Raw genomic sequence first — 23600 nt, 5'->3', positions numbered from 1 at the left:
AGTGTTCTGCCTCACTGCTAACATGAGTGAGGCTATCTCTGAGATTATTTTATTAAGCCGCCGTCGCATCCACTGCGCGTTTATCGCGGTTCAGCGCCTGCAGGGCCGACACATCAACAATCAGCGCCACGCTGCCGTCACCCAAAATGGTTGCGGCGGAAATACCCGGTACTTTTCGGTAGTTACTTTCGAGGTTCTTCACCACCACCTGATGCTGACCAATCAGCTGATCCACCAGCAAGGCGTAGCGGCGACCGGCACTTTGCAGGATAACCACGATCCCCTGCGTCGCTTCCGTCTTGGCTTCGGTCACATCAAAGACGTTATAAAGTTCGACCAGCGGCAGGTATTCGCCACGCACCTGAAGAACGCGCTCGCCACCGGCCAGCGGATGCAAATCTTCAGCCAGCGGTTGCAGGGATTCCATTACCGCGTTCAGCGGCAGGATAAACACCTCTTCACCCACTTTGACCGACATACCATCCAGAATCGCCAGCGTCAGCGGCAGCAGGATGCGGATTGTGGTGCCCTTGCCCTGCTGGGAGCGGATTTCGACGTGACCGCCCATCTCCTGAATATTTCGTTTCACGACGTCCATGCCAACACCGCGGCCAGAAACGTCGGTCACTTTCTCGGCGGTTGAGAAACCGGCTGCGAAAATCAACATACCGACCTCTTCGTCGCTCATGTTGTCGCTGACATTCATGCCCTGCGACGCGGCTTTGGCGAGGATCTTCTCACGGTTCAGACCGGCACCGTCGTCGATGACTTCGATACAGATATTCCCGCCCTGATGTTCAGCTGACAGGGTCAGATTACCGGTGGCCGGCTTGCCGTTGGCGATGCGTACATCCGCCGTTTCAACGCCGTGATCGAGACTGTTACGCACGAGGTGCGTCAGCGGATCGATAATGCGTTCAATCAGGCTTTTATCCAGTTCGGTTGAGCTGCCAAGCAGGGTCAGTTCAATTTGCTTATTAAGCTTACTGGCGAGATCGCGCACCAGACGCGGGAAGCGGCTGAAGACGAACTCCATCGGCATCATACGAATCGACATCACCGATTCTTGCAGATCACGGGCGTTACGCTCGAGCTGCCCCATGCTGTTGAGCAGGTCACTGTGCGCAACCGGGTCCAGCAGGTCAGAACGCTGCGCCAGCATTGACTGGGTGATCACCAGTTCGCCTACCAGATTAATCAGCTGATCCACCTTCTCGACCGCAACCCGAATACTGGTCGATTCCGGTGCTTTCGGTGCTCGCGCTTTTGGCGGAGCAGCATCCGGTACGGCGGTCAGAACCGGCGCGGCGCGGGGGGCAGCCGCGGCGGTTTCCGCCACAGGCGCGACGGCGGATGTTTCTGCTGCTTCATCAGGCGCATCATTGGCAGCGCTGCGGCTAAAGCTTATCTGCTCCGGTTCAATCACAAAGCACAACACCGCACTGATATCGTCTTCACTCAGCGTGGTGATGAGCGTGGCTTCGACGCTGCTCGGTGTTTGCAGCGGGTCATGGACGTCGCCTAAGTTACCCAGCTCTTCGAGCATCAGCGGAATTTCCGCCTCTTTCAGCCCGGTAAGACAAATTCGCATTCCGCCACTGGCTGCCGTTGTGGCAGTGCTCAAGCACGGGGCGTCAGACACCACGTGGAGATCCGCTGCCGGTGCGCCCTGCTGCTGAACTTCCAGTGCGAGTTGGCGTAAGGCGGCACAGATGTATTCAAAACTCTCGGCATCGGGATCCCGGGTGGATTTATACGCGTCCAGTTGCTCCTGCATAATGTCTTTCGTTTCCAGAAACAGGTTAATAATGTCGGTGCTCAGGCTCATTTCTGCGCGTCGTGCACCGTCGAGCAGGTTCTCAAGTAAATGGGTGGTTTCCTGCAAAACCGAGAATCCAAACGTTGCGGCCCCGCCTTTTATCGAGTGCGCTGCGCGAAAGATCGCGTTGAGCTGCTCGATGTCAGGTGCCAGCGGGTCGAGTAACAGCAGGTGCTGTTCCATGTCCGCCAGCAGTTCATCTGCTTCATCGAAAAACGTTTGGTAAAAATCACTAATATCCATGCTCACGTGATCACCTCTGCTGTGAATCGCGGCTTGTCGATGAAGCCGGTTGCGCCGTAACGTCAGCGGCGGCAGGAATTGCCGTCGTCGGTCTGTCTGGCGTGGAAGTAACGACCGGGTTCAGCGTCTCACTCTTCGGTTGTTGTTCTTTCGGTTGTTGTTCATTTAATTGTTGAACATCAGTCGGTGGTAAAGATTGTTCTGGCACTGAAGCGGCAGGCACCGGCTCTTTGGACGTCAGATGCGGCGCCAGTGCAGACGACGCTTTGGCACTCGGCACGTCAGGTGCTGCATTCGCATTACCCGGCAGCATTTTTTGCAGCTCACCGGCGTCGCTGATATTGATGGCTTCGCCTTCGCTGTTTTCACGTTCAATCGCCTGTTCGGCGTGTTTATTCAGTACCAGAATGCTGATTCGGCGGTTGATAGCATCCCCTGAGGGATGGTTTTTCAACTGCATGGTCGATCCCATACCCATCACCCGCAGTACTTTGCCTTCACTCAGCCCACCGGAGATCATTTCACGGCGCGAGGCGTTGGCACGGTCCGTCGACAGTTCCCAGTTGCTGTAACCACGTTCGCCCATGGCATACGGCATGTCATCGGTGTGACCGGCCAGGCTTATCTTGTTCGGGAAGTCATCCAGAACCGGCGCAATCGCGCGCAGGATATAGCGCATATACGGCTCGACTGTCGCACTCCCGAGCTGAAACATCGGGCGGTTCTGGCTGTCAATAATCTGGATGCGCAACCCTTCTTCGGTCAGGTTGATCATCAAATGCGGGCGCAAATCTTTCAGGCGCGGGTCTGAAATCAGCATCTGCTCCAGTTTCTCCTGCAAACGCTGAAGGTCACCGGTTTCCCGCATGTCACCCTGGGACTGAATCATTTTGTGCACTTCGCCGTCTTGTTGCAGCGGGTCCTCGCCACCGCCGGGGATGGGGCTTGTGGCGTCACTGCTGCGCGGACCATTAGTAATAGCCACCGACAGCGGGGTACGAAAATACTCGGCAATTTGCACCAGCTCTTTCGGGCTGGAGATTGAAATCAGCCACATCACCAGGAAAAACGCCATCATGGCGGTCATGAAGTCTGCATACGCAATCTTCCACGACCCGCCGTGATGCCCGCCGCCGTGCTTGCCCTTTTTCTTTCGCACCACAACGATGGGATGACTCTGATGCTTCATACTTTCTCTTCTTCCGCTTGCTTGTTAGGCGATTTGACCTGGCGAACATGTTCTTCCAGCTCAACGAAGGACGGACGTTCTGAGGTGTAGAGCGTCTTACGACCAAACTCCACCGCAATTTGCGGCGCATACCCGTTCAGGCTGGACAGCAGCGTCACTTTGATGCACTGCATCATCTTGGTATTTTCAGCACATTTCTGTCGCAGCACCGACGCCAGCGGAGAGACGAATCCGTAGGCCAGTAAAATACCGAGGAAAGTCCCGACCATCGCATGTGCAATCAGGGCACCCAACTCAGCAGCTGGCCGGTCTGCGGCTGCCAGCGTATGCACGATCCCCATGACTGCCGCCACGATACCGAAAGCGGGCAGTGAATCCCCCACCAGCGCAAGGCTGTTGGCGGGCACTTCGCTCTCCTGCTCGTAGGTCTCGATCTCTTCATCCATCAGGGCTTCGATTTCAAAGGCATTCATGTTGCCGCTGACCATCAGGCGCAGATAATCTGTTAAAAATTCCACTAAGTGTTTATCGGCAAGGATCCGCGGATAATTAGCGAAAATATCGCTCTCCTGAGGATTATCGATATCATTTTCCAGCGACAGCATCCCCTGCTGACGGGATTTAGCCAGCAGCCGGTAAAGCAGCGCCATTAAATCCATATACAGGGCTTTGTTGTAACGGGAAGCTCGAAACAGTTTCGGCAGTGCACGCATCGTCGATTTAATGGCTTTGCCGTTGTTACCGACCAGAAACGCACCAATGCCCGCACCGGCGATGATCACCAGTTCTGCCGGTTGATATAACGCGCCCATCTCACCGCCGACCATCATGAAGCCGCCAAAGACTGAGCCCAGGACCACGATGTAACCTATTATCACTAGCACGATGATTCCTTAATTCCATGTGGCTTTTTTGGTATAGGGCAAGGCGGGTCAAACGCGAGGTGTGGTTGTTTCGTGTCAGATTGCCGCCAGGGAGGCGTCAGTGACAAACCAGAATGCTGAGGGAGGAGCTCAGGAGCGGCAGTGCTGCCACTCCTGGTCATCATTTCACATGAAATATAGTGCAGCCCACATCATCTCAAACCGCGCGCTTGACCTTTTCGTCCAGCTCTTGAGATGTAATATCGGCAACTTGCGGGGAAAGTTTACGTTTTTTTACCGCTCGTGATGGCGGCTGGCAAAGACTGCAGACAAAACCGTGTCTCGGCTGATGTGCGTGGGTAATAAATGACCCGTCACAGCTGTTGCAGGAATTGAGTTGCAGCATACCGCTGTCAACAAAACGCACCAGAGTCCAGGCGCGGGTTAATGCCAAAATGGGTGCTTCGCCAGGCTGTTCCGGACACTGCTCGAGATACAGACGATAAGCTTTGATCACCGCTTCGACGCCATTACAGTGCCCGCTCTTCATGAGGAAGGAGTAAGCATTGTAGAACATCGATGAGTGAATATTTTGTTCCCAAGTCATGAACCAGTCCGTCGAAAACGGCAACATGCCTTTCGGTGGCGGACTGCCACGCAGCTCTTTATAGAGTTTAATTAACCGGCCCCGACTAAGCTGTGTTTCGCTTTCCAGCATCTGTAAGCGAGCACCCAGCGTGATCAGTTCCATGGCCAGCTGAATATCACGGGCTTCCTGAACGATACTTTTCACCACCGGTTTGGCCGTGGCGTCTTTTGGCGCAGGGGCTTTAATCAGAGACATAGTTATGCCCTTTTCTTAGGAGCACTGTTGTCCCTGGAAGAAAGACCCTTCAGCAGATGGCTGGATAAAAGAATACCCGTATGGATCTGCTGTAGGTCGTCTACGCGTGATTCTTGCGTCAGACGTTCAATGGTTTTGCTGTCGTCAAACCGGAACTGACACAGCAACTGATTCGTTTCAGCTAACTTCACCATTTGCGGCAAGGTCAGCTGGCCTAATGCGTCAGCCATGACATCATCAATTCCCAGGCGGAACATCGCCGAGGCTTTTTCGTCGTTAATTAACCGTTGTGCTAAGAGCAAATATGACAGGTTGATGTCATAGATGTGTTTAAGCAATTCAGACATGCTTCTTTACCCCATACCGTCAGCCATGAATTCATAGCTGGTTGATAGACATAATCCGCGCCGCGGAAGTTAATCCGGCATAACAGGGATATTTTTTACTATCAAAACAATTGGATCATTGGACGATGAACTGTGCATTTCTTTTTTCAAAGAAATGTTCTGCGACGACAAACAGGTTTATCCCGCGGATTTAACTCACCGCCAATACAAAGTAGTTCCTGATGTAAATTAAATAAAAAGTGACAATTTCACGGCTAACTAAATTTAATAATTTATCAATTGAATCGTACAGGCAGGGTCCGTTGCTATAGCTTGCGTCTCTTTCTGTGAAACGCTTTTACATACATTATTAGGATTAATCTTAATACGACGCAAATGTAACCCCGAACCATTAGCACATACAATCTTGCCACTAACGCATTTTAGATAAAGTGTGACGCAAGTCACAATAATAAAATATATTTTTGTCAGAAAAGTGTAATTAAGTCGAATATTGCGTTCAAATTATAACCAAAAGTAAAAAAGCGTCTTAAAATCACCTCCTCAGACCTCTTTTTACCCTGTTTTTAGATCATTTTGTACAACAGCCATTTAAAGCAAAACTAACAGCCAGTAACACGCAATTAACTGTCTTGATCTAGATTAAAATTCTGATTATTTAACTTAGCAAGCACAATTAACCAAAAACACCAGAAAGGGCCCTCAGTCTATGCTTCAGGCGGATGTAGCGTGATTTAGGATAAATTCGCGGGATAAATTCAGAGCAAAAAGCAGACAAAGCGTGAGGAACTGCGGCTTTTACGAAGCATAAAGTCAATGAATGTAACAAAAAATGTAGACATGCAAAAACCTTCTGTCCTGGGGAAGGATACAGAAGCAATAGTTATGTAATGGCCAGCATAGAGCGGCAATGTGACTATCGGCACAGATGTGCAAAACTTTAGGGATTGGGCTTAGAAAAGAGATAAATGTTGTGCAAAGGCTAATAACCAGATGTCTTTTAGGATTTTTATTAAAAACTCACGATAAGACGCAGGTTTGATGTCAAAATGCACTGTTATATACCGCCCTGGAATTTTTCAGAGGCTTATATTCCCATGTCATTATCATAATGTGTTAATCACCACGCCATTAAAATGTCATGGTTAATAGAACAGAAGTTGATCAGTTTATGGATGAACGCGTTGTATATAAGGAAGGATTTCTTAAATTTGGCCCGCTGAATGAAATAGCCTGCTATTAATCGTCAATTATGACTAACAAAATAATCTGCCAAACCCATCATCGTTAACGCTGTACATCATGATGAGTTCGGCATTCATTGATCATGCCTTTTTAATCAACTGACGGGCATCCGCTCAGGGTCAGCGTGCTGATACTCAAATCCCAGCTCTTTGCAGATACGGCTACCGTCGATGATTTTGCCCCCTTCATCACCTTGTGCAACGTCTGCAAACTGTGGTTCAGGTAAATTAAGCTGGCGGGCCAGCGCCGGATAGAAGTGCCGTTTCTCAGGATGCGCAGGCGCGCACAGGTTATAAGTGTGCCCCCCTTTCGGCAGACTCAACAGCAAAGTGATGGCCGCAATGACGTCATCCTGGTGTACCAGGTTGACGCCGGAGTTGCCGCCTTGCACACCGGTTTTGCCGGCCATAAAGCGGCCGGGATGGCGATCGGCACCGACCAGCCCCGCCAGACGTAACACATCGACCGACGTATTAGGCAAGCGGTGGAACCAGTTTTCCAGCTCTTCGAGGACTTTTCCGCTGGGCGTTACCGGATTTAAGGGAGAATCCTCACGCATCGTACCGCTGCCTTCGCCATACACGGAGGTCGATGAGGTAAAGATAATGCGCTGAACATTGTGCGCCAGCGCGCTGTCCACCAACTGCTGAACTGCCTGAAAATAGAGTTCACTGCCCTCGACTGTGCGGCGGGCCGGTAAAGTGATGATCAAGGCATCAACATTGAGCAGCACATCGAGATCGGCAGCGTCACATTGCATTTCCGGCAAAAATACCAGCGGGTAGCAGTCGATGCCGCACATCCGCGCTGCTTCAACACCGTCCGGCGTGGTTTTGCTGCCAACCACCTGATAGCCCCTGGAGGCGAGCGCCATAGCCAGAGGCATTCCCAGCCAGCCCAATCCTACTATTGCGACTTTCTTCATCATTAACTCCATCCTTTGCCCGTCATACGTTCCTGCATAAACACTGCTCAATTGCTTTAGTTTAGCAAATTCGGACGTTGAGGACGTTCAGAGAACGTCTTAACCCGTCAGCTTTTCTGCGTAACTGTTAGCGACGTTGTCTGCCCACAACATTATTCACAGAAATGATGAAAACCCTGCTCCGGATAAGAATAATTTATCATCGGATAAAAAAGGTTGCGCTGCGGCTACAGGATAGTTTAATTTTATCCGCACAAGACTTGATGAAGGCCCTGCGTTTCGCGCCCATCAAATGACGAATTGATTCTTTATTTAGAAATTACAGAGAAAACCTATGAACAACGTTCTGATCAACCACCATCATCACCATCACCCTGACTAGTCTTGCAGGCGATTGGTGCTGGGAGACTGTTAAGATCTTCCAGTGGCGCAGAACGTAGAGAGAGCCCTCGGAAGATTTTCTTCCGAGGGTTTTTTTTTACCTGAAATTTGAAGCAAACATTTAGCCATTACAGCTAACAAACATAAGAAAGGTTGAGGTCATCATGTTAGATAAATCACGTTTACGGATAGCAATGCAGAAGTCAGGTCGCCTGAGTGATGATTCACGCGAACTGCTGGCGCGCTGTGGGATCAAAATCAATTTGCAGGAGCAACGTCTGATTGCCTTCGCGGAAAACATGCCTATCGACATCCTGCGTGTGCGTGATGACGATATTCCGGGGCTGGTCATGGACGGCGTGGTGGATTTGGGCATTATCGGTGAGAACGTTCTGGAAGAAGAGTTACTGAACCGCCGCGCACAGGGTGAAGACCCGCGCTATTTCACACTGCGCCGCCTCGATTTCGGTGGTTGCCGCCTGTCGCTTGCAACGCCACTGGACTGTGAATACACCGGTCCGCAAAGTTTGCAAAAAGCCCGCATCGCCACCTCTTACCCGCACATCCTCAAGCAATATCTCGATAAACAAGGCGTAGAGTTCAAATCTTGCCTGCTCAACGGTTCTGTCGAAGTGGCTCCTCGTGCCGGTCTTTCTGATGCGATTTGTGATCTGGTTTCCACCGGCGCCACCCTTGAAGCCAATGGCCTGCGCGAAGTCGAAGTGATTTACCGCTCGAAAGCCTGTCTGATTCAGCGCGATGGCGAAATGCCGCAGGAAAAACAGCTGCTGATTGACCGCCTCATGACCCGTATTCAGGGTGTCATTCAGGCGCGCGAGTCCAAATACATTATGTTGCACGCGCCAAGCGAGCGACTGGACGAAATCATTGCCCTGCTGCCGGGCGCTGAACGCCCTACTATTCTGCCACTGGCAGGCGATCAGCAACGCGTCGCCATGCACATGGTCAGCAGCGAAACCCTGTTCTGGGAAACCATGGAAAAACTGAAAGCGCTGGGTGCCAGTTCGATTCTGGTCCTGCCAATCGAAAAAATGATGGAGTAAGGTCATGCAACCAAACGCGTTCTCCACCCCGATTGACTGGCAGCAGTGCGACGAGCAGCAACGCCGTGAGCTGCTGACCCGCCCGGCGATCTCGGCCTCTGACCGTATCACCGAGTCGGTCACTGAGATCCTGCGCCGCGTGCGCACCGAGGGCGACAGCGCCCTGCGCGAGTTCTGTACAACCTTTGATAAGACTGACGTGGCAGATATCCGCGTCACGGCGCAGCAGATTGAAGCGGCATCCGCGCGTTTGGGCGATGACGTAAAACAGGCAATGGCGCACGCAGTGCGTAACATCACCACCTTCCACGAAGCGCAGAAACTGGAGGTGGTCGATATTGAAACCCAGCCGGGTGTGCGTTGTCAGCAATTGACTCGCCCGATTCAGTCGGTCGGCCTCTATATTCCGGGCGGCTCTGCACCGCTGGTTTCAACCGTATTAATGTTAGCGACTCCGGCGCACATTGCCGGTTGTCAGCGAGTGACATTATGTTCACCTCCACCTATTGCCGACGAAATTCTGTATGCGGCCAAACTGTGCGGCGTGACCGAGGTGTATCAGTTAGGCGGTGCGCAGGCGATTGCTGCGCTGGCGTTCGGTACCGAAAGCGTGCCCAAAGTGGCGAAAATCTTCGGACCGGGCAATACCTATGTGACGGAAGCGAAACGTCAGGTAAGCCAGAGTCTTAATGGCGCGGCCATCGATATGCCGGCGGGTCCGTCCGAAGTGCTGGTGATTGCTGATAGCGGCGCGACACCAGACTTTGTGGCCTCTGATTTGCTGTCACAAGCGGAACACGGCCCGGACTCTCAGGTGATTTTACTGACGCCAAGCCTCGAGATGGCGAACGCCGTCGCTGAAGCGGTAGAGCGCCAGCTGGCCCTGCTGTCACGCAAAGAGATTGCCCGCCAGGCGCTGGAAAGCAGCCGTCTGATTGTGGCCAAAGATCTCGTGCAGTGTATTGAAATCAGCAATGCCTATGGCCCTGAGCATTTAATCCTGCAAATCCGTGAGCCCGAAGCGCTGGTTGACAGCATTACCAGCGCTGGCTCGGTGTTTCTCGGTGACTGGTCACCGGAATCTGCCGGCGACTACGCGTCAGGGACGAACCACGTCCTGCCGACCTACGGTTATACCGCTACCTGTTCAAGCCTCGGTCTGGCGGATTTCCAGAAACGTATGACAGTCCAGCAGCTCACCCCGCAGGGTCTGCTCGGTCTGGCGACGACGATTGAAACACTGGCACAGGCTGAACAGCTGACGGCACACAAAAATGCCGTGACAGTGCGCGTGAATGCGCTGAGGGAGCAAGGGTTATGAGCAACGAAAAAAATCTGAGCATTCAGTCGCTGGCGCGTCAGAACGTGCGCGATCTGACACCCTACCAGTCTGCCCGCCGTCTGGGCGGCAACGGTGACGTGTGGCTGAACGCCAATGAATACCCGATTGCACCGCAATTTGAACTGACCGCCCAGACCTTCAACCGTTACCCGGAGTGTCAGCCCGCGTTGGTGATTGAGCGCTATGCCGCCTATGCCGGACTGGAGAAGGAGCAAGTGCTCGTCAGTCGTGGTGCAGATGAAGGGATTGAGCTGCTGATCCGCGCTTTCTGCGAACCGGGCAAAGACGCTATCCTTTATTGCCCGCCGACTTACGGCATGTACAGTGTGAGCGCCGAAACCATCGGCGTCGAAAGCCGTACCGTGCCGGCCAAAGAGGATTGGTCGCTGGATTTACCGGCCATTGAAGCCGCGCTGGATGGCGTCAAGCTGGTCTATGTGTGCAGCCCGAATAACCCGACCGGCAATCTGATTGACCCGCAAGAGCTGCGTGCAGTTCTTGAGATGACCCGTGGCCGCGCGATTGTGGCCATCGACGAAGCCTATATCGAGTTCTGCCCGCAGGCTTCAATTACCGGCTGGCTTAAAGAGTATCCGCATCTCGCTATTTTACGCACGCTGTCAAAAGCCTTCGCGCTGGCCGGTTTACGTTGCGGTTTCACGCTGGCGAACAGCGAACTGATCGCCCTGCTGCTGAAAGTGATCGCACCTTATCCGCTCTCGACGCCGGTGGCTGATATCGCCGCACAGGCGTTAAGCGATAAAGGCCTGGCCGTAATGCGTGCACGTGTCGCCGAGATTCGCGAAACCCGCAGTGGGTTAACACAGCAACTCAGCCGTTGCAGCTGTGTTGAACAGGTATTCACCAGCGAGACCAACTACGTGCTGGCGCGTTTTACCGCATCAAGCCAGGTATTTAAAACCCTCTGGGATCAGGGCATTATCTTACGTGACCAGAACAAACAACCGGGACTTTCCGGCTGTTTACGCATTACTGTCGGCACACGTGAAGAGTGCCAGCGGGTGATCGACGCGCTGCTACCGTTGCCCGGTACAAATCTGTCCGCCACCAACACAAATAATGAAACCGCCTCAAGCAAGGAGCCGATGTGAGCCAGAGCCCGTTAGTACAAAAGATTTTATTCATCGACCGCGACGGTACGCTGATTTCCGAGCCGCCTGAAGATTTTCAGGTAGACCGTCTGGATAAACTGGCACTCGAGCCGGGTGTCATTCCCGCGCTGCTGGCATTACAGAATGCAGGTTTCAAACTGGTGATGATCACCAATCAGGATGGTCTGGGCACCGCCAGTTTCCCGCAGGAGACCTTCGACCCGCCGCACAACCTGATGATGCAGATCCTGACCTCGCAGGGTGTGATATTCGACGAAGTGCTGATCTGCCCTCACCTGCCTGCTGACCACTGCGCCTGTCGCAAGCCAAAAACCGAACTGGTGAAAGGCTATCTGGAGAGCGGCCTGATGGATGTCGCGAACAGTTATGTGATTGGTGACCGGGATACCGACATTCAGCTGGCGGCCAATATGGGCATCGCCGGATTGCGCTATCAGCGCGACACGCTGCACTGGCCGGCGATTGCCGCCCAACTGACACAACGCGACCGCCACGCACACATTAAACGGGTCACGCGTGAAACCTCCATCGACGTAGACGTCTGGCTGGACCGCGAAGGTGAAAGCACAATCCGCACCGGCGTGGGTTTCTTCGACCATATGTTGGATCAGATCGCCACGCACGGCGGTTTGCGCATGAACATCGAAGTCAAAGGCGATCTTTATATCGACGACCACCACACAGTAGAAGATACCGGTCTGGCGCTGGGCGAAGCCCTGAACAAAGCGCTGGGTGACAAACGCGGGATTGGCCGTTTCGGTTTTGTGCTGCCGATGGACGAATGTCTGGCACGCTGCGCACTGGATATTTCAGGCCGTCCGCACCTCGAATATAAAGCGGAGTTCAACTACCAGCGCGTCGGCGATTTAAGCACGGAGATGGTCGAACACTTCTTCCGTTCTCTCTCCTATGCCATGGGCTGTACGTTGCATTTACGCACCAAAGGCAAGAACGACCATCACCGTGTTGAGAGCCTGTTCAAAGCCTTTGGCCGAACCTTGCGTCAGGCGATCCGCGTGGACGGCAATACCCTGCCGAGTTCGAAAGGAGTGCTGTGATGAACGTCGTTATCCTTGATACCGGCTGTGCCAATCTCTCCTCGGTGAAATATGCGGTCCAGCGTCTGGGTTATGAACCCGACGTGAGCCGTGACCCAGAGATTGTGCTGCGGGCCGACAAACTGTTTTTACCGGGCGTCGGGACAGCACGGGCGGCTATGGAACAGCTCGAACAGCGCGAACTTATCGAACTGATTAAAGCCTGCACGCAGCCGGTGCTGGGCATTTGCCTCGGAATGCAGTTGCTGGGGTCCGGCAGCGATGAGAGCGGCGGCATTAAAACGCTTGGCATTATCGATGAGCCAGTACTGCGTATGCAGGATCTCGGATTACCTCTTCCCCACATGGGCTGGAACCAGGTGATCGCTAACGCGGACAGCCATCTGTTCCGCGGTATCGACGAGAACGCGTATTTCTATTTCGTCCACGGATATGCGATGCCGATATGCGAAAACACCATTGCTCAAACGCTGTACGGCGAGCCGTTCACCGCCGCCGTGGCAAAAGACAACTTCTTCGGCGTGCAATTTCATCCGGAGCGTTCCGGTGCCGCTGGCGCGCGGTTGTTGAAAAATTTTCTGGAGATGTAAGCACCATGATTATTCCCGCTTTGGATTTGATCGACGGCAGCGTGGTGCGTTTGCATCAGGGTGACTACGGCCAGCAGCGCGACTATGGCAGCGATCCGCTGCCACGCTTACAGGATTATCAGCGTCAGGGCGCAGAAGTACTGCATCTGGTGGATTTGACCGGTGCCAAAGACCCGGCTGCGCGCCAGATCCCTCTGCTGCAAAAACTGCTGGCGGGTGTCACTGTTCCTGTGCAGGTTGGCGGCGGCATCCGTAATGAACAGGACGTAGAAGCTTTGCTATCCGCGGGTGCAACCCGCGTCGTCGTTGGCTCAACGGCGGTTAAAGATCCTGACACCGTACAGAATTGGTTCAACCGTTTCGGTGCTGACGCGCTGGTGTTGGCGCTCGATGTACGCATTGATGCCAATGGCATTAAAAATGTTGCCATCAGCGGCTGGCAGGAGAACTCCAACGCGACGCTGGAGCAGGTCGTCGAACAGTATTTACCGTTCGGCCTGAAACACGTGCTTTGTACCGATATTTCACGCGATGGCACACTGGCGGGGTCGAACGTCGAACTTTACCGTGAAGTGACTGCACGCTATCCGCAGATCGCTTTTCAGGCTTCAGGCGGTATCGGTTCACTGGATGATATCGCACAGTTGCGTGACAGCGGCGTAGAAGGCGTAATTGTCGGGCGCGCACTGCTCGACGGTAAATTTAGCGTGACGGAGGCAATCTCATGCTGGCAAAACGGATAATTCCTTGCCTGGACGTTAAAAACGGCCAGGTCGTGAAAGGCGTGCAGTTCCGCAATCATGAGATCATTGGCGACATCGTGCCACTGGCAAAACGCTACGCCGAAGAAGGCGCAGATGAACTGGTGTTTTATGATATTACCGCCTCGTCTGACGGGCGCGTGGTAGATAAAAGCTGGGTGTCCCGCGTGGCAGAAGTGATCGATATTCCCTTCTGTGTGGCGGGCGGAATTAAAAGCGCGGAAGACGCAGCGCAAATCCTGCAGTTTGGTGCAGATAAAATTTCTATTAACTCGCCAGCACTGGCTGATCCGACGTTGATAAGCCGTCTGGCCGATCGCTTCGGCGTACAGTGCATCGTAGTCGGTATCGACACCTGGCATGATGCAGAGTCTGGCACTTACCAGGTTCACCAGTTTACAGGCGATGAAGCGCGTACCAAAATCACCACCTGGCAGACGCTGGATTGGGTGAAGGAAGTTCAGGAGCGCGGCGCCGGTGAAATTGTGCTGAATATGATGAATCAGGACGGCGTACGTAACGGCTATGATTTGCAGCAGTTGCAGATGATACGTGAAGTGTGTCGTGTGCCACTGATTGCGTCCGGCGGCGCGGGAACGCCTCAGCATTTCCTCGACGCATTCCAGCAGGCGAATGTCGATGGCGCCCTGGCGGCATCCGTGTTCCACAAACAAATTATTAATATCGGCGAGCTGAAAAGCTTCCTGGCCGAAAATGGCGTGGAGATCCGCTTGTGAGCAATGAAATTTTGAACAACAGCCGACTGACTGAACAGCAGATTAATCAGCTGGACTGGGAAAAAGTGGATAACCTGATGCCCGTTGTCGTGCAGCATGCGGTGTCTGGTGAAGTATTGATGATGGGTTATATGAATCAGGAAGCGCTGGGTGTCACGCAATCATCCGGTAAAGTGACTTTCTATTCGCGCACTAAACAGCGCCTGTGGACCAAAGGCGAAAGCTCAGGCAATTACCTCGATTTGGTAAGCATTTACCCGGATTGCGATAACGACACCCTGCTGGCTCTGGTCAATCCAATTGGCCCAACCTGCCACAAAGGCAATAACAGCTGCTTCCACCCCGCGGCTACCGACTGGGGATTCTTATTCCAGCTGGAAGAGTTACTGGCGTCACGCAAAAATGCCGATCCGGAAAGCTCGTATACCGCAAAACTCTACGCCAGCGGTACAAAGCGTATTGCGCAGAAAGTCGGTGAAGAAGGCGTAGAAACCGCGCTGGCCGCCACTGTTAACGACCGTTTCGAACTCACCAATGAAGCTTCAGATTTGATGTATCACCTGCTGGTGTTACTGCAGGATCAAGACTTGAACTTCAGTGCAGTGATTGAGAATTTGCGTCAGAGGCACAAGAAGTAATTCTCTCATCCCTGAATCACAGATGAAAAAAAACCGCCAATGCGTCAGCAAAGGCGGTTTTTTTTATGGGCGCACAGACCGTACGCCGTCAGCTGATTAATCCAACCATTCGGTGTGGAAAACGCCATCTTTGTCAGTGCGTTTATAAGTATGCGCACCAAAGTAGTCACGCTGTGCCTGGATCAGGTTAGCAGGCAGTACCGCTGAACGGTAGCTGTCGTAGTAGTTGATCGCAGCTGAGAATGTTGGGGTCGGGATACCGTTCTGAACGGCATAAGAGACCACATCACGCAGCGCTTGCTGATATTCGTCAGCGATGTTTTTGAAGTACGGCGCTAGCAGCAGGTTAGCGATAGACGCGTTTTCAGCGTAGGCATCGGTGATTTTCTGCAAGAACTGAGCGCGGATAATACAACCGGCGCGAAAAATCTTAGCGATTTCGCCGTAATGCAGATCCCAGTTGTTTTCTTCTGATGCAGCCTTCAGCTGTGAGAAGCCCTGAGCATAAGAGACGATCTTACCCAGATACAACGCACGACGGATTTTTTCGATGAATTCCGCTTTGTCACCAGTGAAAGGTTTAACCGTTGGGCCAGTCAGAACTTTAGAAGCCGCAACGCGCTGGTCTTTCAACGAGGAGAGGTAACGGGCAAACACAGACTCGGTTATCAGGGTCAGAGGTTCACCGAGATCTAAGGAGCTCTGGCTGGTCCATTTGCCGGTGCCTTTGTTGGCTGCTTCATCCAAAATCACATCAACCAGGTATTTACCTTCTTCGTCTTTCTTGGTGAAGATATCTTTGGTGATGTCGATGAGGTAGCTGTTCAACTCGCCTTTGTTCCAGTCAACGAAGGTGCTAGCCAGCTCTTCATTGCTAAGGCCCAGAGACTGTTTCAACAGGGAATAGGCTTCAGCGATAAGCTGCATGTCACCGTATTCGATACCGTTGTGAACCATCTTAACGTAATGACCAGCACCATCAGCGCCGATGTAAGCCACACAAGCTTCGCCATCTTCTGCACGGGCTGCAATTTGTTCGAGGATTGGCGCAACCAGTGCGTAAGCTTCTTTCTGACCGCCAGGCATGATGGATGGGCCTTTCAATGCGCCCTCTTCACCGCCGGAAACGCCGGTACCGATGAAGTTAAAACCTTGTTCAGACAGTTCGCGGTTACGTCGAATAGTGTCTTTGTAGTAAGTGTTGCCACCATCGATGAGGATGTCACCTTTATCCAGGTGCGGAGTCAATGATGCGATGGTTTTGTCTGTCGCTTCGCCTGCTTTCACCATTAGCAGGATACGGCGTGGTTTTTCCAGCGAGTCAACAAACTCTTCGACGCTGTAGTGCGGGACCAGATTTTTACCCGGGTTTTCAGCGATCACTTCATCAGTCTTATCGCCTGAACGGTTAAAAATGGAAACGGAATAACCACGGCTTTCAATGTTAAGCGCGAGGTTACGGCCCATGACCGCCATACCGACAACGCCGATCTGTTGTTTGGACATTAGCAACTCCTGTCTGAAATAGTTGATTGCCCAGTTTATGAGCTAAACCCCTGTTATAAGTAGGTTTAAGCCCACTGAGCTATACAAATGAACACCAGCATTGTACATGAGTTTTCGAGAGGGTGAACCTATCGCATCCATAACAATCTTCCGAAGAAGTGATACGAAGCGTTACCCTCTCAGGACTCACCAAGCTAGATTACTTTACCGGTAACATGCCCTTAGTGCAGGTAAAAAAGAGCTTTTCTGCACAGTGATAATCATTTCGGCCTATTCGCTGAGCAAACAAATAGGGCTGATTCGCAAATTACGCCGAGGTGATACAACATTGCGGCTAAAAATTATATCCTGACGGCATTATGAACCTGCTTTGCCAACGCAGAACAATCAATTCTATAAGTGAGTAGTATAAATGAAGATTATGGTGACGGGAGGAGCGGGCTTTATTGGCTCTGCTGTTGTTCGCTATCTGATTGAAAATACATCAGATACAGTGCTGGTAGTTGATAGCCTAACCTATGCTGGCAACCTCTCTACTCTGGAAGCCGTCTCAGCCAGTCCGCGCTATCAATTCACCAAAGTTAACATTTGCGACCATCAGGCTATCAATGCGCTGTTTAACGATTTTCAGCCCGACGCTGTCATGCATCTTGCCGCTGAAAGCCATGTGGATCGTTCTATCGATGGGCCTGCGGCTTTCATAGAAACCAACATCGTGGGGACTTACGTCTTACTCGAAGCCGCGCGGAAATTTTGGTCTGCATTGAATCAGGACCAAAAGCTCGCTTTTCGTTTTCATCACATTTCGACTGATGAAGTTTTCGGGGACCTGGAGGATGAACACTCGCTTTTTACTGAACAGACGCCTTACGCGCCAAGTAGCCCCTACTCTGCATCAAAGGCATCAAGCGACCATTTAGTTCGAGCCTGGCAGAGAACCTACGGCTTACCAACAATAATCACTAATTGCTCCAACAATTACGGTCCTTACCATTTCCCTGAAAAGCTGATCCCACTGGTGATTCTCAATGCTCTGGCCGGCAAACCTCTGCCAGTGTATGGCGACGGTGGCCAGATTCGTGACTGGCTTTATGTTGATGACCATGCAAGAGCGCTTTATGAGGTGGTAACCAAAGGCCGGGTCGGTGAAACCTATAATGTAGGTGGCCATAATGAACAGAAAAATATCGATGTGGTAAAAACGATTTGCGGCCTGCTCGATGAGCTTCACCCTGTAAAACCGGCAGGTATTCAAGAATATCAGCAGCTCATTACATTTGTTGCTGACCGCCCGGGGCACGATGAACGTTATGCCATTGATGCCAGTAAAATCGAGCGTGAACTCGGCTGGAGACCACAAGAAACCTTCGAGTCAGGCATCCGCAAAACCGTCGAATGGTATCTTGCCAATCAAGAGTGGTGCGACACAATAAGAGCCGGTGCCTATCAAGGCGAGCGTTTGGGCTTGAACCGTTAAATTAAGGAAATAAATAATGAAAGGCATTGTTCTCGCTGGCGGTTCTGGCACCCGGTTGTATCCCCTCACGCTCGGTGTATCAAAGCAGCTGCTGCCTGTTTATGATAAACCGATGATTTATTATCCTCTTTCCACCCTGATGCTCGCGGGAATTAGGGACATCCTCATTATCACCACTCCTGAGGATATGTCCGCATTCCAACGCCTGCTTGGTGACGGCTCGCAATTTGGTATTTCACTCTCCTATAAGGTACAACCCTCTCCAGATGGCTTGGCCCAAGCTTTTCTAATTGGGGAAGAGTTTATCGACGGAGATAGTTGCGCATTGGTACTCGGTGACAACGTCTACTTTGGCCAAGGTTTTGGCCCGAAGCTAGAACAAGCCGCAAATAAAAACGAAGGCGCAACCATATTTGGTTATCAGGTCACTGACCCTGAACGCTTTGGCGTAATTGAGTTTGATGAAAACTACAATGCACTCTCTATTGAGGAGAAGCCTTCAAAACCAAAGTCCAAATGGGCTATCACCGGGCTTTATTTCTTCGACAAGAATGTGGTTGAGATAGCCAAAAAAGTTAAACCCTCCCCACGTGGCGAACTGGAAATCACCAGTGTAATAAATAGCTACCTCGAAAAGAAAGATCTTAAGGTTGAGCTATTAGGGCGCGGCTATGCCTGGTTAGATACAGGTACCCACGATAGTCTAATTGAAGCCTCGCAGTTCATTCATACCATTGAAAAACGTCAGGGATTTAAAGTGGCGTGTTTGGAGGAGATTGCTTTTAGGAAGGGTTGGTTGAGTAAATCTCGATTAGCGGAGCATGCTGAAAAACTTGCAAAATCTCCATATGGGATCTATCTGAAGGGCCTACTAGGATAAGAATCGGAAATATAATTTATTTAAAACGCCGGTAAATCCGGCGCGTTAACTTGGTGAGATTACTCAAGTTTTCATTGAATAAGGCTGTGGTAAAGCTGACTGTATTTTTCGACCATCTGTTTTGAGGTGAATACAGCTTCATACCTGAGCCTTGCGTTGGCTCCGTATTCTTTAGCCAACTCTGGACTATCCCACAGTACTTCCATGGCCTTGCCAAGAGCATCAGTATCACAAGGCGGTACAGCTATTCCCGTGACTTTATCAATGTTGATAAATGTTGTCCCAGTACCTATTTCACATGAAATAAGTGGCTTTCGATACATAGCACCTTCAAGCAAGGATATCCCAAAAGCCTCAGAGCGCAAATGAGAAGGGAAAACTACTGCATAACATAGTTCGAGCAAAACGTTTTTATCTTCGTTTTCTAGCGCACCAACGAAATGAACATTGGTGAGCCCCAATTCTTCGACCTGTTTCTTTAAATCATTTTCTGCTGGCCCCGAACCGACGATAACGATGGGATAGTCGCGTCCTTGAGATGCCTCAAGCAGAATATGCAACCCCTTATAATAGCGGAATGCACCAATAAATAAGAAAAATTTAGAGGGGAGAATTTTACGCCACTTTTCTAAATTATATTCTGAGGAATCTGGATAAGAGTGCTCATCAAGGCCATAGGGTATGACACTTACCTTACTTTTAAACTTCTGCAAAACATGACTAGTCTCAACATAGTTTGGCGAGGCTGCAACTATTCTATCGACCCTTGAAAGAAAGGCTTCCATCAGTGGCGTATAGACTTTAAGAAGAGACTTTTGCTTAACTATGTCGGAGTGATAACTCACAACCGTCGGTTTTTTGACTCCACTAATAAAATGCACCATATCCATAAAAGGAAAAGGGAAATGATAGTGGATAATATCGGCTTGTTCAGCTAGTTGCTTAAAGCGTTTCAGCGCTGTCCAAGAAAATGGTGTAGAGGCTACGACAAAGTTGATACTTTCACAGTGGGAAATATGTTTTGAAATAGATGAACCTTCAATTTTCCCACGAGGGCTCAATGAGAGTACCTCTGACTGAAAATCAAAATCACTTCCGCCTTCGCTTAATTGGTATATGACTTGTTCAATTCCACCGAAGGTATCAGGATAATAGGTCTTATAAAAATGAAGGATTTTTAGCATAAATGCAATGTCCTATGGAGCTAATAAAGCTTTAAAAGTCATTAAATAAAATTAACGCATGATTTTATCATATACATTTTTGGTATCATTGGCACACTTTGACCACGAAAATTTCTTAGAGTGCTGCATTCCCTCAATTGCTAGTTTATCTAACAAATCACAATCTTGTATCGAGTCTGAAATAACTTTCGTCAAATCATCTATATCATTAGGATCGAAGTATAAAGCGGCATTTCCAGCAACTTCCGGCAAACATGATGCTGAAGAGCAAATAACCGGCACGCCAGAACTCATAGCCTCAAGAATGGGCAAACCAAAACCTTCATAGATCGAAGGGAAAATGAAAGCTTTAGCGGAAGAATACACAATAGGTAATTCTTTATTATCTACAAAATCCAGATAATATAGCCAACCTTCATGCTTGTATTTTTCAATTAGTTTATGCGAATCCTCGCTACACCACCCTTTGTGCCCAACTAAAACTAATGGATATTTTTTTTTAACATTAGAGTCCAGTTTTGTATAAGCCAAAATTAAATTATTGATATTTTTTCTTGGTTCAATAGTACTCACACATAACACATACTCTTTAAACTTGAGACCGAATTTAGACATTATTGATGAGGAAACATCAAAAGCTGAGGGCTTAAACTCATCCGAACAGGCCAAGTGAACAGCATGTACTCTGCTTTCATGGATATTAAAATAATCAATGAATTCTTTGCGAGTATATTCTGTATCAGTTATAAAATGATTCGAGTTTTCAATAGTCTTTAATAACTGCTTACGTAAATATCTGGCTCTTGAGGGTTCAATACAATGGGACATTGTAAAGGGCGACAGATCGTGAAAAGTTGAAACACTCATCCCATCAAATTTCGGAACATGAAAATTTGTACCATGGAAAAGATACTCTTCATATTTGGAAAGTGTATGAGATTTCAATAAAGGGGAAACAATGCGATACAAGTCAACTAGTGGTGTCTTTTTTAGGCGATTAATTAGACCCGAAACAGAACTATGAATGGGAGCACCAGGCAAATAGTAAAAATCATCGAGCAATTTATAACCACTCAAAAATTTCAAATCATCAAAGCACTCATGAGTTTTAAATGCCATAATTAACTCATAAGTATAACGACCTATTCCTGTTAGAGGATATTTAACTGAGTCAGTAGATATTATTACTTTCACTTGATTACCCCGTTTCGGCCCAGCACTAAGGCTGGGCCGAAATTTTCTAATATTAGAAGGTCATGCCATTACGATTTCGTTTAATGTCAGCTTCAATCATCATCGAGCACAGCTGCTCCAGTGTTGTGGATGGCTCCCAACCTAATGCTTCTTTAGCCTTAGCCGGATTACCAATCAACAATTCAACTTCTGCTGGCCGATAGAATTTCGGATTGACCTTAACTAACACTTTATTGGTAGCAATATCAATCCCAATTTCCTTCTCATCTTTTCCTTCAAAACGAAGCTCATACCCTGCTGCTTTAAACGCCATGCTTACGAAATCACGTACTGTTTCTGTACGGTTGGTGGCAAGCACATAGCTGTCAGCAATATCGGCCTGAAGCATTCGCCACATACCTTCAACGTATTCTTTAGCAAAACCCCAATCGCGTTTGGCATCCATATTACCAAGCTCTAACACTTCCGCTTTGCCTAACTTAATTTTAGCGACTGTGTCTGTGATCTTTCTAGTAACAAATTCTTTACCACGTAATGGGGATTCGTGATTAAAGAGAATGCCGCTACAAGCAAAAATATCGTAGCTTTCACGATAGTTGATTGTAATCCAATGAGCATAAAGCTTAGCCACACCATAAGGACTACGAGGATAAAATGGTGTAGTTTCAGTTTGAGGAATTTCTTGTACTTTGCCAAACATTTCAGAAGTAGATGCTTGATAAAAGCGAATCTTAGGATTAATAATACGGATCGCTTCGAGTATATTAAGTGCCCCTACACCAGTTATTTCAGCAGTGGTATGAGGCTGGTCAAAAGACACACCGACGAAACTTTGAGCGGCCAAATTGTATACTTCATCAGGCGATGATTTTTCAATTAAGCGAAGTGTTGATGGGAAATCAGTCAAATCATACTCAACCAACTCTAAATTCGGATGATTAAGAATATTGAGTTCCTCGGCTCTCCAGAAGTTAACAGAACTTGTACGGCGGTAAGTGCCAAATACCTTATAACCTTTTTCAAGTAAAAGCTCAGCCAAATATGCGCCATCTTGTCCAGTAATACCAGTAACAACTGCAGTTTTCATTATTAACCTCATATTCGAAACATATTCATAACAACAACTATATCATTCGATTTTCATTTAATGTCTTTGCTTTCTTAAGGAAAAATTCCTCAATATACTTATAAGAAGCAAATGATATAAATAAAGATATCATGACAAAAAACAAACCCAAAAGAACATAATTGAACGTACTAGCGAAAAAAACATCTTCATGTGTGACAAATAATCTCTTAACAATCTTAATACCATAATAGTTGATACTAAGGTGCCACAGATAAAAAGAATAACTTACTTTACCTAACTGTTGTAGTGTTGAGGAAATAAAACCACGAACATTTAACCTAGCGTTTAAAAAATAAATAAAAATAAAATATGATGAAACAGTGCACCACAACGATTTATATTGAACGCCAACTCCCTCGCCATGATAGATATATATCGCTGTGATTCCGACACCCATGAATAAACTGATATTTGCGACCCACTTTTTCATGTGTATTGAACCATCCAGCCGCTTCTTTATATATACTGCATGAGCACCGAGATAAAATGCAAAAAGAAATACGAAATCCGAACTTCCGCTAAAAATTTCATTTATATCAGTAAAAAGGACTGTAAAGAAAAGAAGAAAACCCAAAAGAACTATCTTTCTCGGAAACACAGCAAGAACTGGTAAAAACAAATATAATGACCACTCCCATTTGAGCGTCCAAATGGTATTGATTCGAAGGTACATATTTGTAGTAAATATATCATTCACACCACCAAAACCAAATGATAAATTTTTAATATAGTTTATTATATTTAATCTTGTAGGTATGCCACGATATGAAATAAAATAGTCCGCCAATGTAATAACTGTAATTACTAAGACGGCCAAAGGGACTAACCTATAAATTCGCTTCTTTAAAAAAGTATTAAAGTCAATCCTTCTTTCTACAACTTGCGTCCAAAAAAGATACGCCGTAAGCATGAAAAAAACATTCACACCTGCGGCACCGGAGTAGGTTGATATAAGATATTTTGGAGCCAGATAACCAAAGTACATAGATGTATGCGCTAGAAATACAAGAAAAGCAGCGCATCCTCTTAAGATTTCCAAATTAGGTTCAAA

21 protein-coding genes and 1 other annotated feature are annotated in these 23600 nt (G+C 49.1%); of the genes, 10 read left to right on the top strand and 11 right to left on the bottom strand.

Annotated elements, in window-relative coordinates; translation table 11 throughout:
• Positions 1-52: 52 nt before the first annotated feature.
• The 6 genes from cheA to ACZRKO_RS05095 all read right to left on the bottom strand — a co-directional run bounded on the left by cheA (position 53) and on the right by ACZRKO_RS05095 (position 7475).
• Positions 53-2068 carry a chemotaxis protein CheA gene (gene cheA, locus ACZRKO_RS05120; protein ID WP_463736146.1) on the bottom strand — a complete coding sequence of 672 codons (2016 nt, stop codon included), beginning with the start codon at positions 2066-2068 and terminating at the stop codon, positions 53-55.
• Between the two features lie 4 nt (positions 2069-2072).
• On the bottom strand, positions 2073-3251 hold the full coding sequence (gene motB, locus ACZRKO_RS05115) for a flagellar motor protein MotB (protein WP_463736145.1): 1179 nt from the start codon (positions 3249-3251) through the stop codon (positions 2073-2075).
• Entirely contained in the window at positions 3248-4135 is an 888-nt protein-coding gene (gene motA, locus ACZRKO_RS05110; RefSeq protein ID WP_463736144.1) for a flagellar motor stator protein MotA, read from the bottom strand. The genes motB and motA overlap by 4 nt, the downstream gene beginning before the upstream one ends.
• A 196-nt stretch (positions 4136-4331) precedes the next feature.
• The gene (gene flhC / locus ACZRKO_RS05105) at positions 4332-4958 is read right to left on the bottom strand and encodes a flagellar transcriptional regulator FlhC (protein ID WP_463736143.1); all 627 of its coding nucleotides are present in this window, start codon (positions 4956-4958) and stop codon (positions 4332-4334) included.
• Between the two features lie 2 nt (positions 4959-4960).
• Entirely contained in the window at positions 4961-5305 is a 345-nt protein-coding gene (gene flhD / locus ACZRKO_RS05100; RefSeq protein ID WP_463736142.1) for a flagellar transcriptional regulator FlhD, read from the bottom strand.
• 1339 nt (positions 5306-6644) lie between these two features.
• Complete coding sequence (locus ACZRKO_RS05095; RefSeq protein ID WP_463737474.1) at positions 6645-7475, bottom strand: SDR family oxidoreductase; 831 nt, start codon at positions 7473-7475, stop codon at positions 6645-6647.
• 357 nt (positions 7476-7832) lie between these two features.
• Positions 7833-7955: a sequence feature (His leader region), on the top strand.
• A 65-nt stretch (positions 7956-8020) separates the two neighbouring features.
• Here ACZRKO_RS05095 and hisG point away from each other — a divergent pair.
• The 8 genes from hisG to hisIE are packed head-to-tail and all read left to right on the top strand — an operon-like array spanning position 8021 to position 15179.
• Positions 8021-8920, top strand: a complete 900-nt coding sequence (gene hisG / locus ACZRKO_RS05090; RefSeq protein WP_463736141.1) for an ATP phosphoribosyltransferase — start codon at positions 8021-8023, stop codon at positions 8918-8920.
• Between the two features lie 4 nt (positions 8921-8924).
• Positions 8925-10241: a histidinol dehydrogenase gene (hisD, locus tag ACZRKO_RS05085; protein ID WP_463736140.1), complete on the top strand. Its 1317-nt coding sequence runs from the start codon at positions 8925-8927 to the stop codon at positions 10239-10241.
• Positions 10238-11374, top strand: a complete 1137-nt coding sequence (gene hisC, locus ACZRKO_RS05080) for a histidinol-phosphate transaminase (protein WP_463736139.1) — start codon at positions 10238-10240, stop codon at positions 11372-11374. The genes hisD and hisC overlap by 4 nt, the downstream gene beginning before the upstream one ends.
• Positions 11371-12453, top strand: a complete 1083-nt coding sequence (hisB, locus tag ACZRKO_RS05075) for a bifunctional histidinol-phosphatase/imidazoleglycerol-phosphate dehydratase HisB (protein WP_463736138.1) — start codon at positions 11371-11373, stop codon at positions 12451-12453. Before hisC ends, hisB begins: the two co-directional genes overlap by 4 nt.
• Complete coding sequence (gene hisH, locus ACZRKO_RS05070) at positions 12453-13043, top strand: imidazole glycerol phosphate synthase subunit HisH (protein WP_463736137.1); 591 nt, start codon at positions 12453-12455, stop codon at positions 13041-13043. The genes hisB and hisH overlap by 1 nt, the downstream gene beginning before the upstream one ends.
• A gap of 5 nt (positions 13044-13048) precedes the next feature.
• Entirely contained in the window at positions 13049-13786 is a 738-nt protein-coding gene (gene hisA / locus ACZRKO_RS05065; protein WP_463736136.1) for a 1-(5-phosphoribosyl)-5-[(5-phosphoribosylamino)methylideneamino]imidazole-4-carboxamide isomerase, read from the top strand.
• Positions 13768-14541, top strand: coding sequence for an imidazole glycerol phosphate synthase subunit HisF (gene hisF / locus ACZRKO_RS05060; RefSeq protein WP_463736135.1), 774 nt, complete (start codon positions 13768-13770; stop codon positions 14539-14541). The genes hisA and hisF overlap by 19 nt, the downstream gene beginning before the upstream one ends.
• Positions 14542-14567: 26 nt before the next feature.
• The gene (gene hisIE, locus ACZRKO_RS05055) at positions 14568-15179 is read left to right on the top strand and encodes a bifunctional phosphoribosyl-AMP cyclohydrolase/phosphoribosyl-ATP diphosphatase HisIE (protein ID WP_463737473.1); all 612 of its coding nucleotides are present in this window, start codon (positions 14568-14570) and stop codon (positions 15177-15179) included.
• A 96-nt stretch (positions 15180-15275) separates the two neighbouring features.
• Here the strand turns inward: hisIE and gndA are convergent, their stop codons facing one another.
• Positions 15276-16685: an NADP-dependent phosphogluconate dehydrogenase gene (gndA, locus tag ACZRKO_RS05050; protein ID WP_463736134.1), complete on the bottom strand. Its 1410-nt coding sequence runs from the start codon at positions 16683-16685 to the stop codon at positions 15276-15278.
• Positions 16686-17097: 412 nt separating this feature from the next.
• On the opposite strand from gndA, the gene rfbB reads away from it, so the two are divergent.
• Positions 17098-18162, top strand: coding sequence for a dTDP-glucose 4,6-dehydratase (gene rfbB / locus ACZRKO_RS05045; RefSeq protein WP_463736133.1), 1065 nt, complete (start codon positions 17098-17100; stop codon positions 18160-18162).
• 16 nt (positions 18163-18178) lie between these two features.
• Positions 18179-19042 carry a glucose-1-phosphate thymidylyltransferase RfbA gene (rfbA, locus tag ACZRKO_RS05040; RefSeq protein WP_463736132.1) on the top strand — a complete coding sequence of 288 codons (864 nt, stop codon included), beginning with the start codon at positions 18179-18181 and terminating at the stop codon, positions 19040-19042.
• A 71-nt stretch (positions 19043-19113) separates the two neighbouring features.
• On the opposite strand, the gene ACZRKO_RS05035 is transcribed toward rfbA, so the two are convergent.
• The 4 genes from ACZRKO_RS05035 to ACZRKO_RS05020 are packed head-to-tail and all read right to left on the bottom strand — an operon-like array spanning position 19114 to position 23588.
• Complete coding sequence (locus ACZRKO_RS05035; RefSeq protein WP_463736131.1) at positions 19114-20226, bottom strand: glycosyltransferase family 4 protein; 1113 nt, start codon at positions 20224-20226, stop codon at positions 19114-19116.
• 51 nt (positions 20227-20277) lie between these two features.
• Positions 20278-21420 (bottom strand): glycosyltransferase family 4 protein, encoded by a 1143-nt coding sequence (locus ACZRKO_RS05030; RefSeq protein ID WP_463736130.1) that lies wholly within the window; start codon positions 21418-21420, stop codon positions 20278-20280.
• A gap of 52 nt (positions 21421-21472) precedes the next feature.
• Positions 21473-22507: a GDP-mannose 4,6-dehydratase gene (gene gmd, locus ACZRKO_RS05025; RefSeq protein WP_463736129.1), complete on the bottom strand. Its 1035-nt coding sequence runs from the start codon at positions 22505-22507 to the stop codon at positions 21473-21475.
• Positions 22508-22544: 37 nt separating this feature from the next.
• Positions 22545-23588, bottom strand: coding sequence for an acyltransferase family protein (locus ACZRKO_RS05020; RefSeq protein WP_463736128.1), 1044 nt, complete (start codon positions 23586-23588; stop codon positions 22545-22547).
• Positions 23589-23600 lie beyond the last annotated feature (12 nt).

It is taken from the genome of Ewingella sp. C233 (assembly GCF_055407225.1).
This window is presented reverse-complemented; position numbering and strand designations above follow the sequence as displayed.

Excerpts from the sequence above, each read along its gene's own strand:
- motB (WP_463736145.1), bottom strand. The coding sequence starts at position 3,251 with ATGAAGCATCAGAGTCATCCCATCGTTGTGGTGCGAAAGAAAAAGGGC.
- flhC (WP_463736143.1), bottom strand. The coding sequence starts at position 4,958 with ATGTCTCTGATTAAAGCCCCTGCGCCAAAAGACGCCACGGCCAAACCG.
- flhD (WP_463736142.1), bottom strand. The coding sequence starts at position 5,305 with ATGTCTGAATTGCTTAAACACATCTATGACATCAACCTGTCATATTTG.
- ACZRKO_RS05095 (WP_463737474.1), bottom strand. The coding sequence starts at position 7,475 with ATGAAGAAAGTCGCAATAGTAGGATTGGGCTGGCTGGGAATGCCTCTG.
- hisG (WP_463736141.1), top strand. The coding sequence starts at position 8,021 with ATGTTAGATAAATCACGTTTACGGATAGCAATGCAGAAGTCAGGTCGC.
- hisD (WP_463736140.1), top strand. The coding sequence starts at position 8,925 with ATGCAACCAAACGCGTTCTCCACCCCGATTGACTGGCAGCAGTGCGAC.
- hisC (WP_463736139.1), top strand. The coding sequence starts at position 10,238 with ATGAGCAACGAAAAAAATCTGAGCATTCAGTCGCTGGCGCGTCAGAAC.
- hisH (WP_463736137.1), top strand. The coding sequence starts at position 12,453 with ATGAACGTCGTTATCCTTGATACCGGCTGTGCCAATCTCTCCTCGGTG.
- hisA (WP_463736136.1), top strand. The coding sequence starts at position 13,049 with ATGATTATTCCCGCTTTGGATTTGATCGACGGCAGCGTGGTGCGTTTG.
- hisF (WP_463736135.1), top strand. The coding sequence starts at position 13,768 with ATGCTGGCAAAACGGATAATTCCTTGCCTGGACGTTAAAAACGGCCAG.
- gndA (WP_463736134.1), bottom strand. The coding sequence starts at position 16,685 with ATGTCCAAACAACAGATCGGCGTTGTCGGTATGGCGGTCATGGGCCGT.
- rfbB (WP_463736133.1), top strand. The coding sequence starts at position 17,098 with ATGAAGATTATGGTGACGGGAGGAGCGGGCTTTATTGGCTCTGCTGTT.
- rfbA (WP_463736132.1), top strand. The coding sequence starts at position 18,179 with ATGAAAGGCATTGTTCTCGCTGGCGGTTCTGGCACCCGGTTGTATCCC.
- ACZRKO_RS05035 (WP_463736131.1), bottom strand. The coding sequence starts at position 20,226 with ATGCTAAAAATCCTTCATTTTTATAAGACCTATTATCCTGATACCTTC.
- gmd (WP_463736129.1), bottom strand. The coding sequence starts at position 22,507 with ATGAAAACTGCAGTTGTTACTGGTATTACTGGACAAGATGGCGCATAT.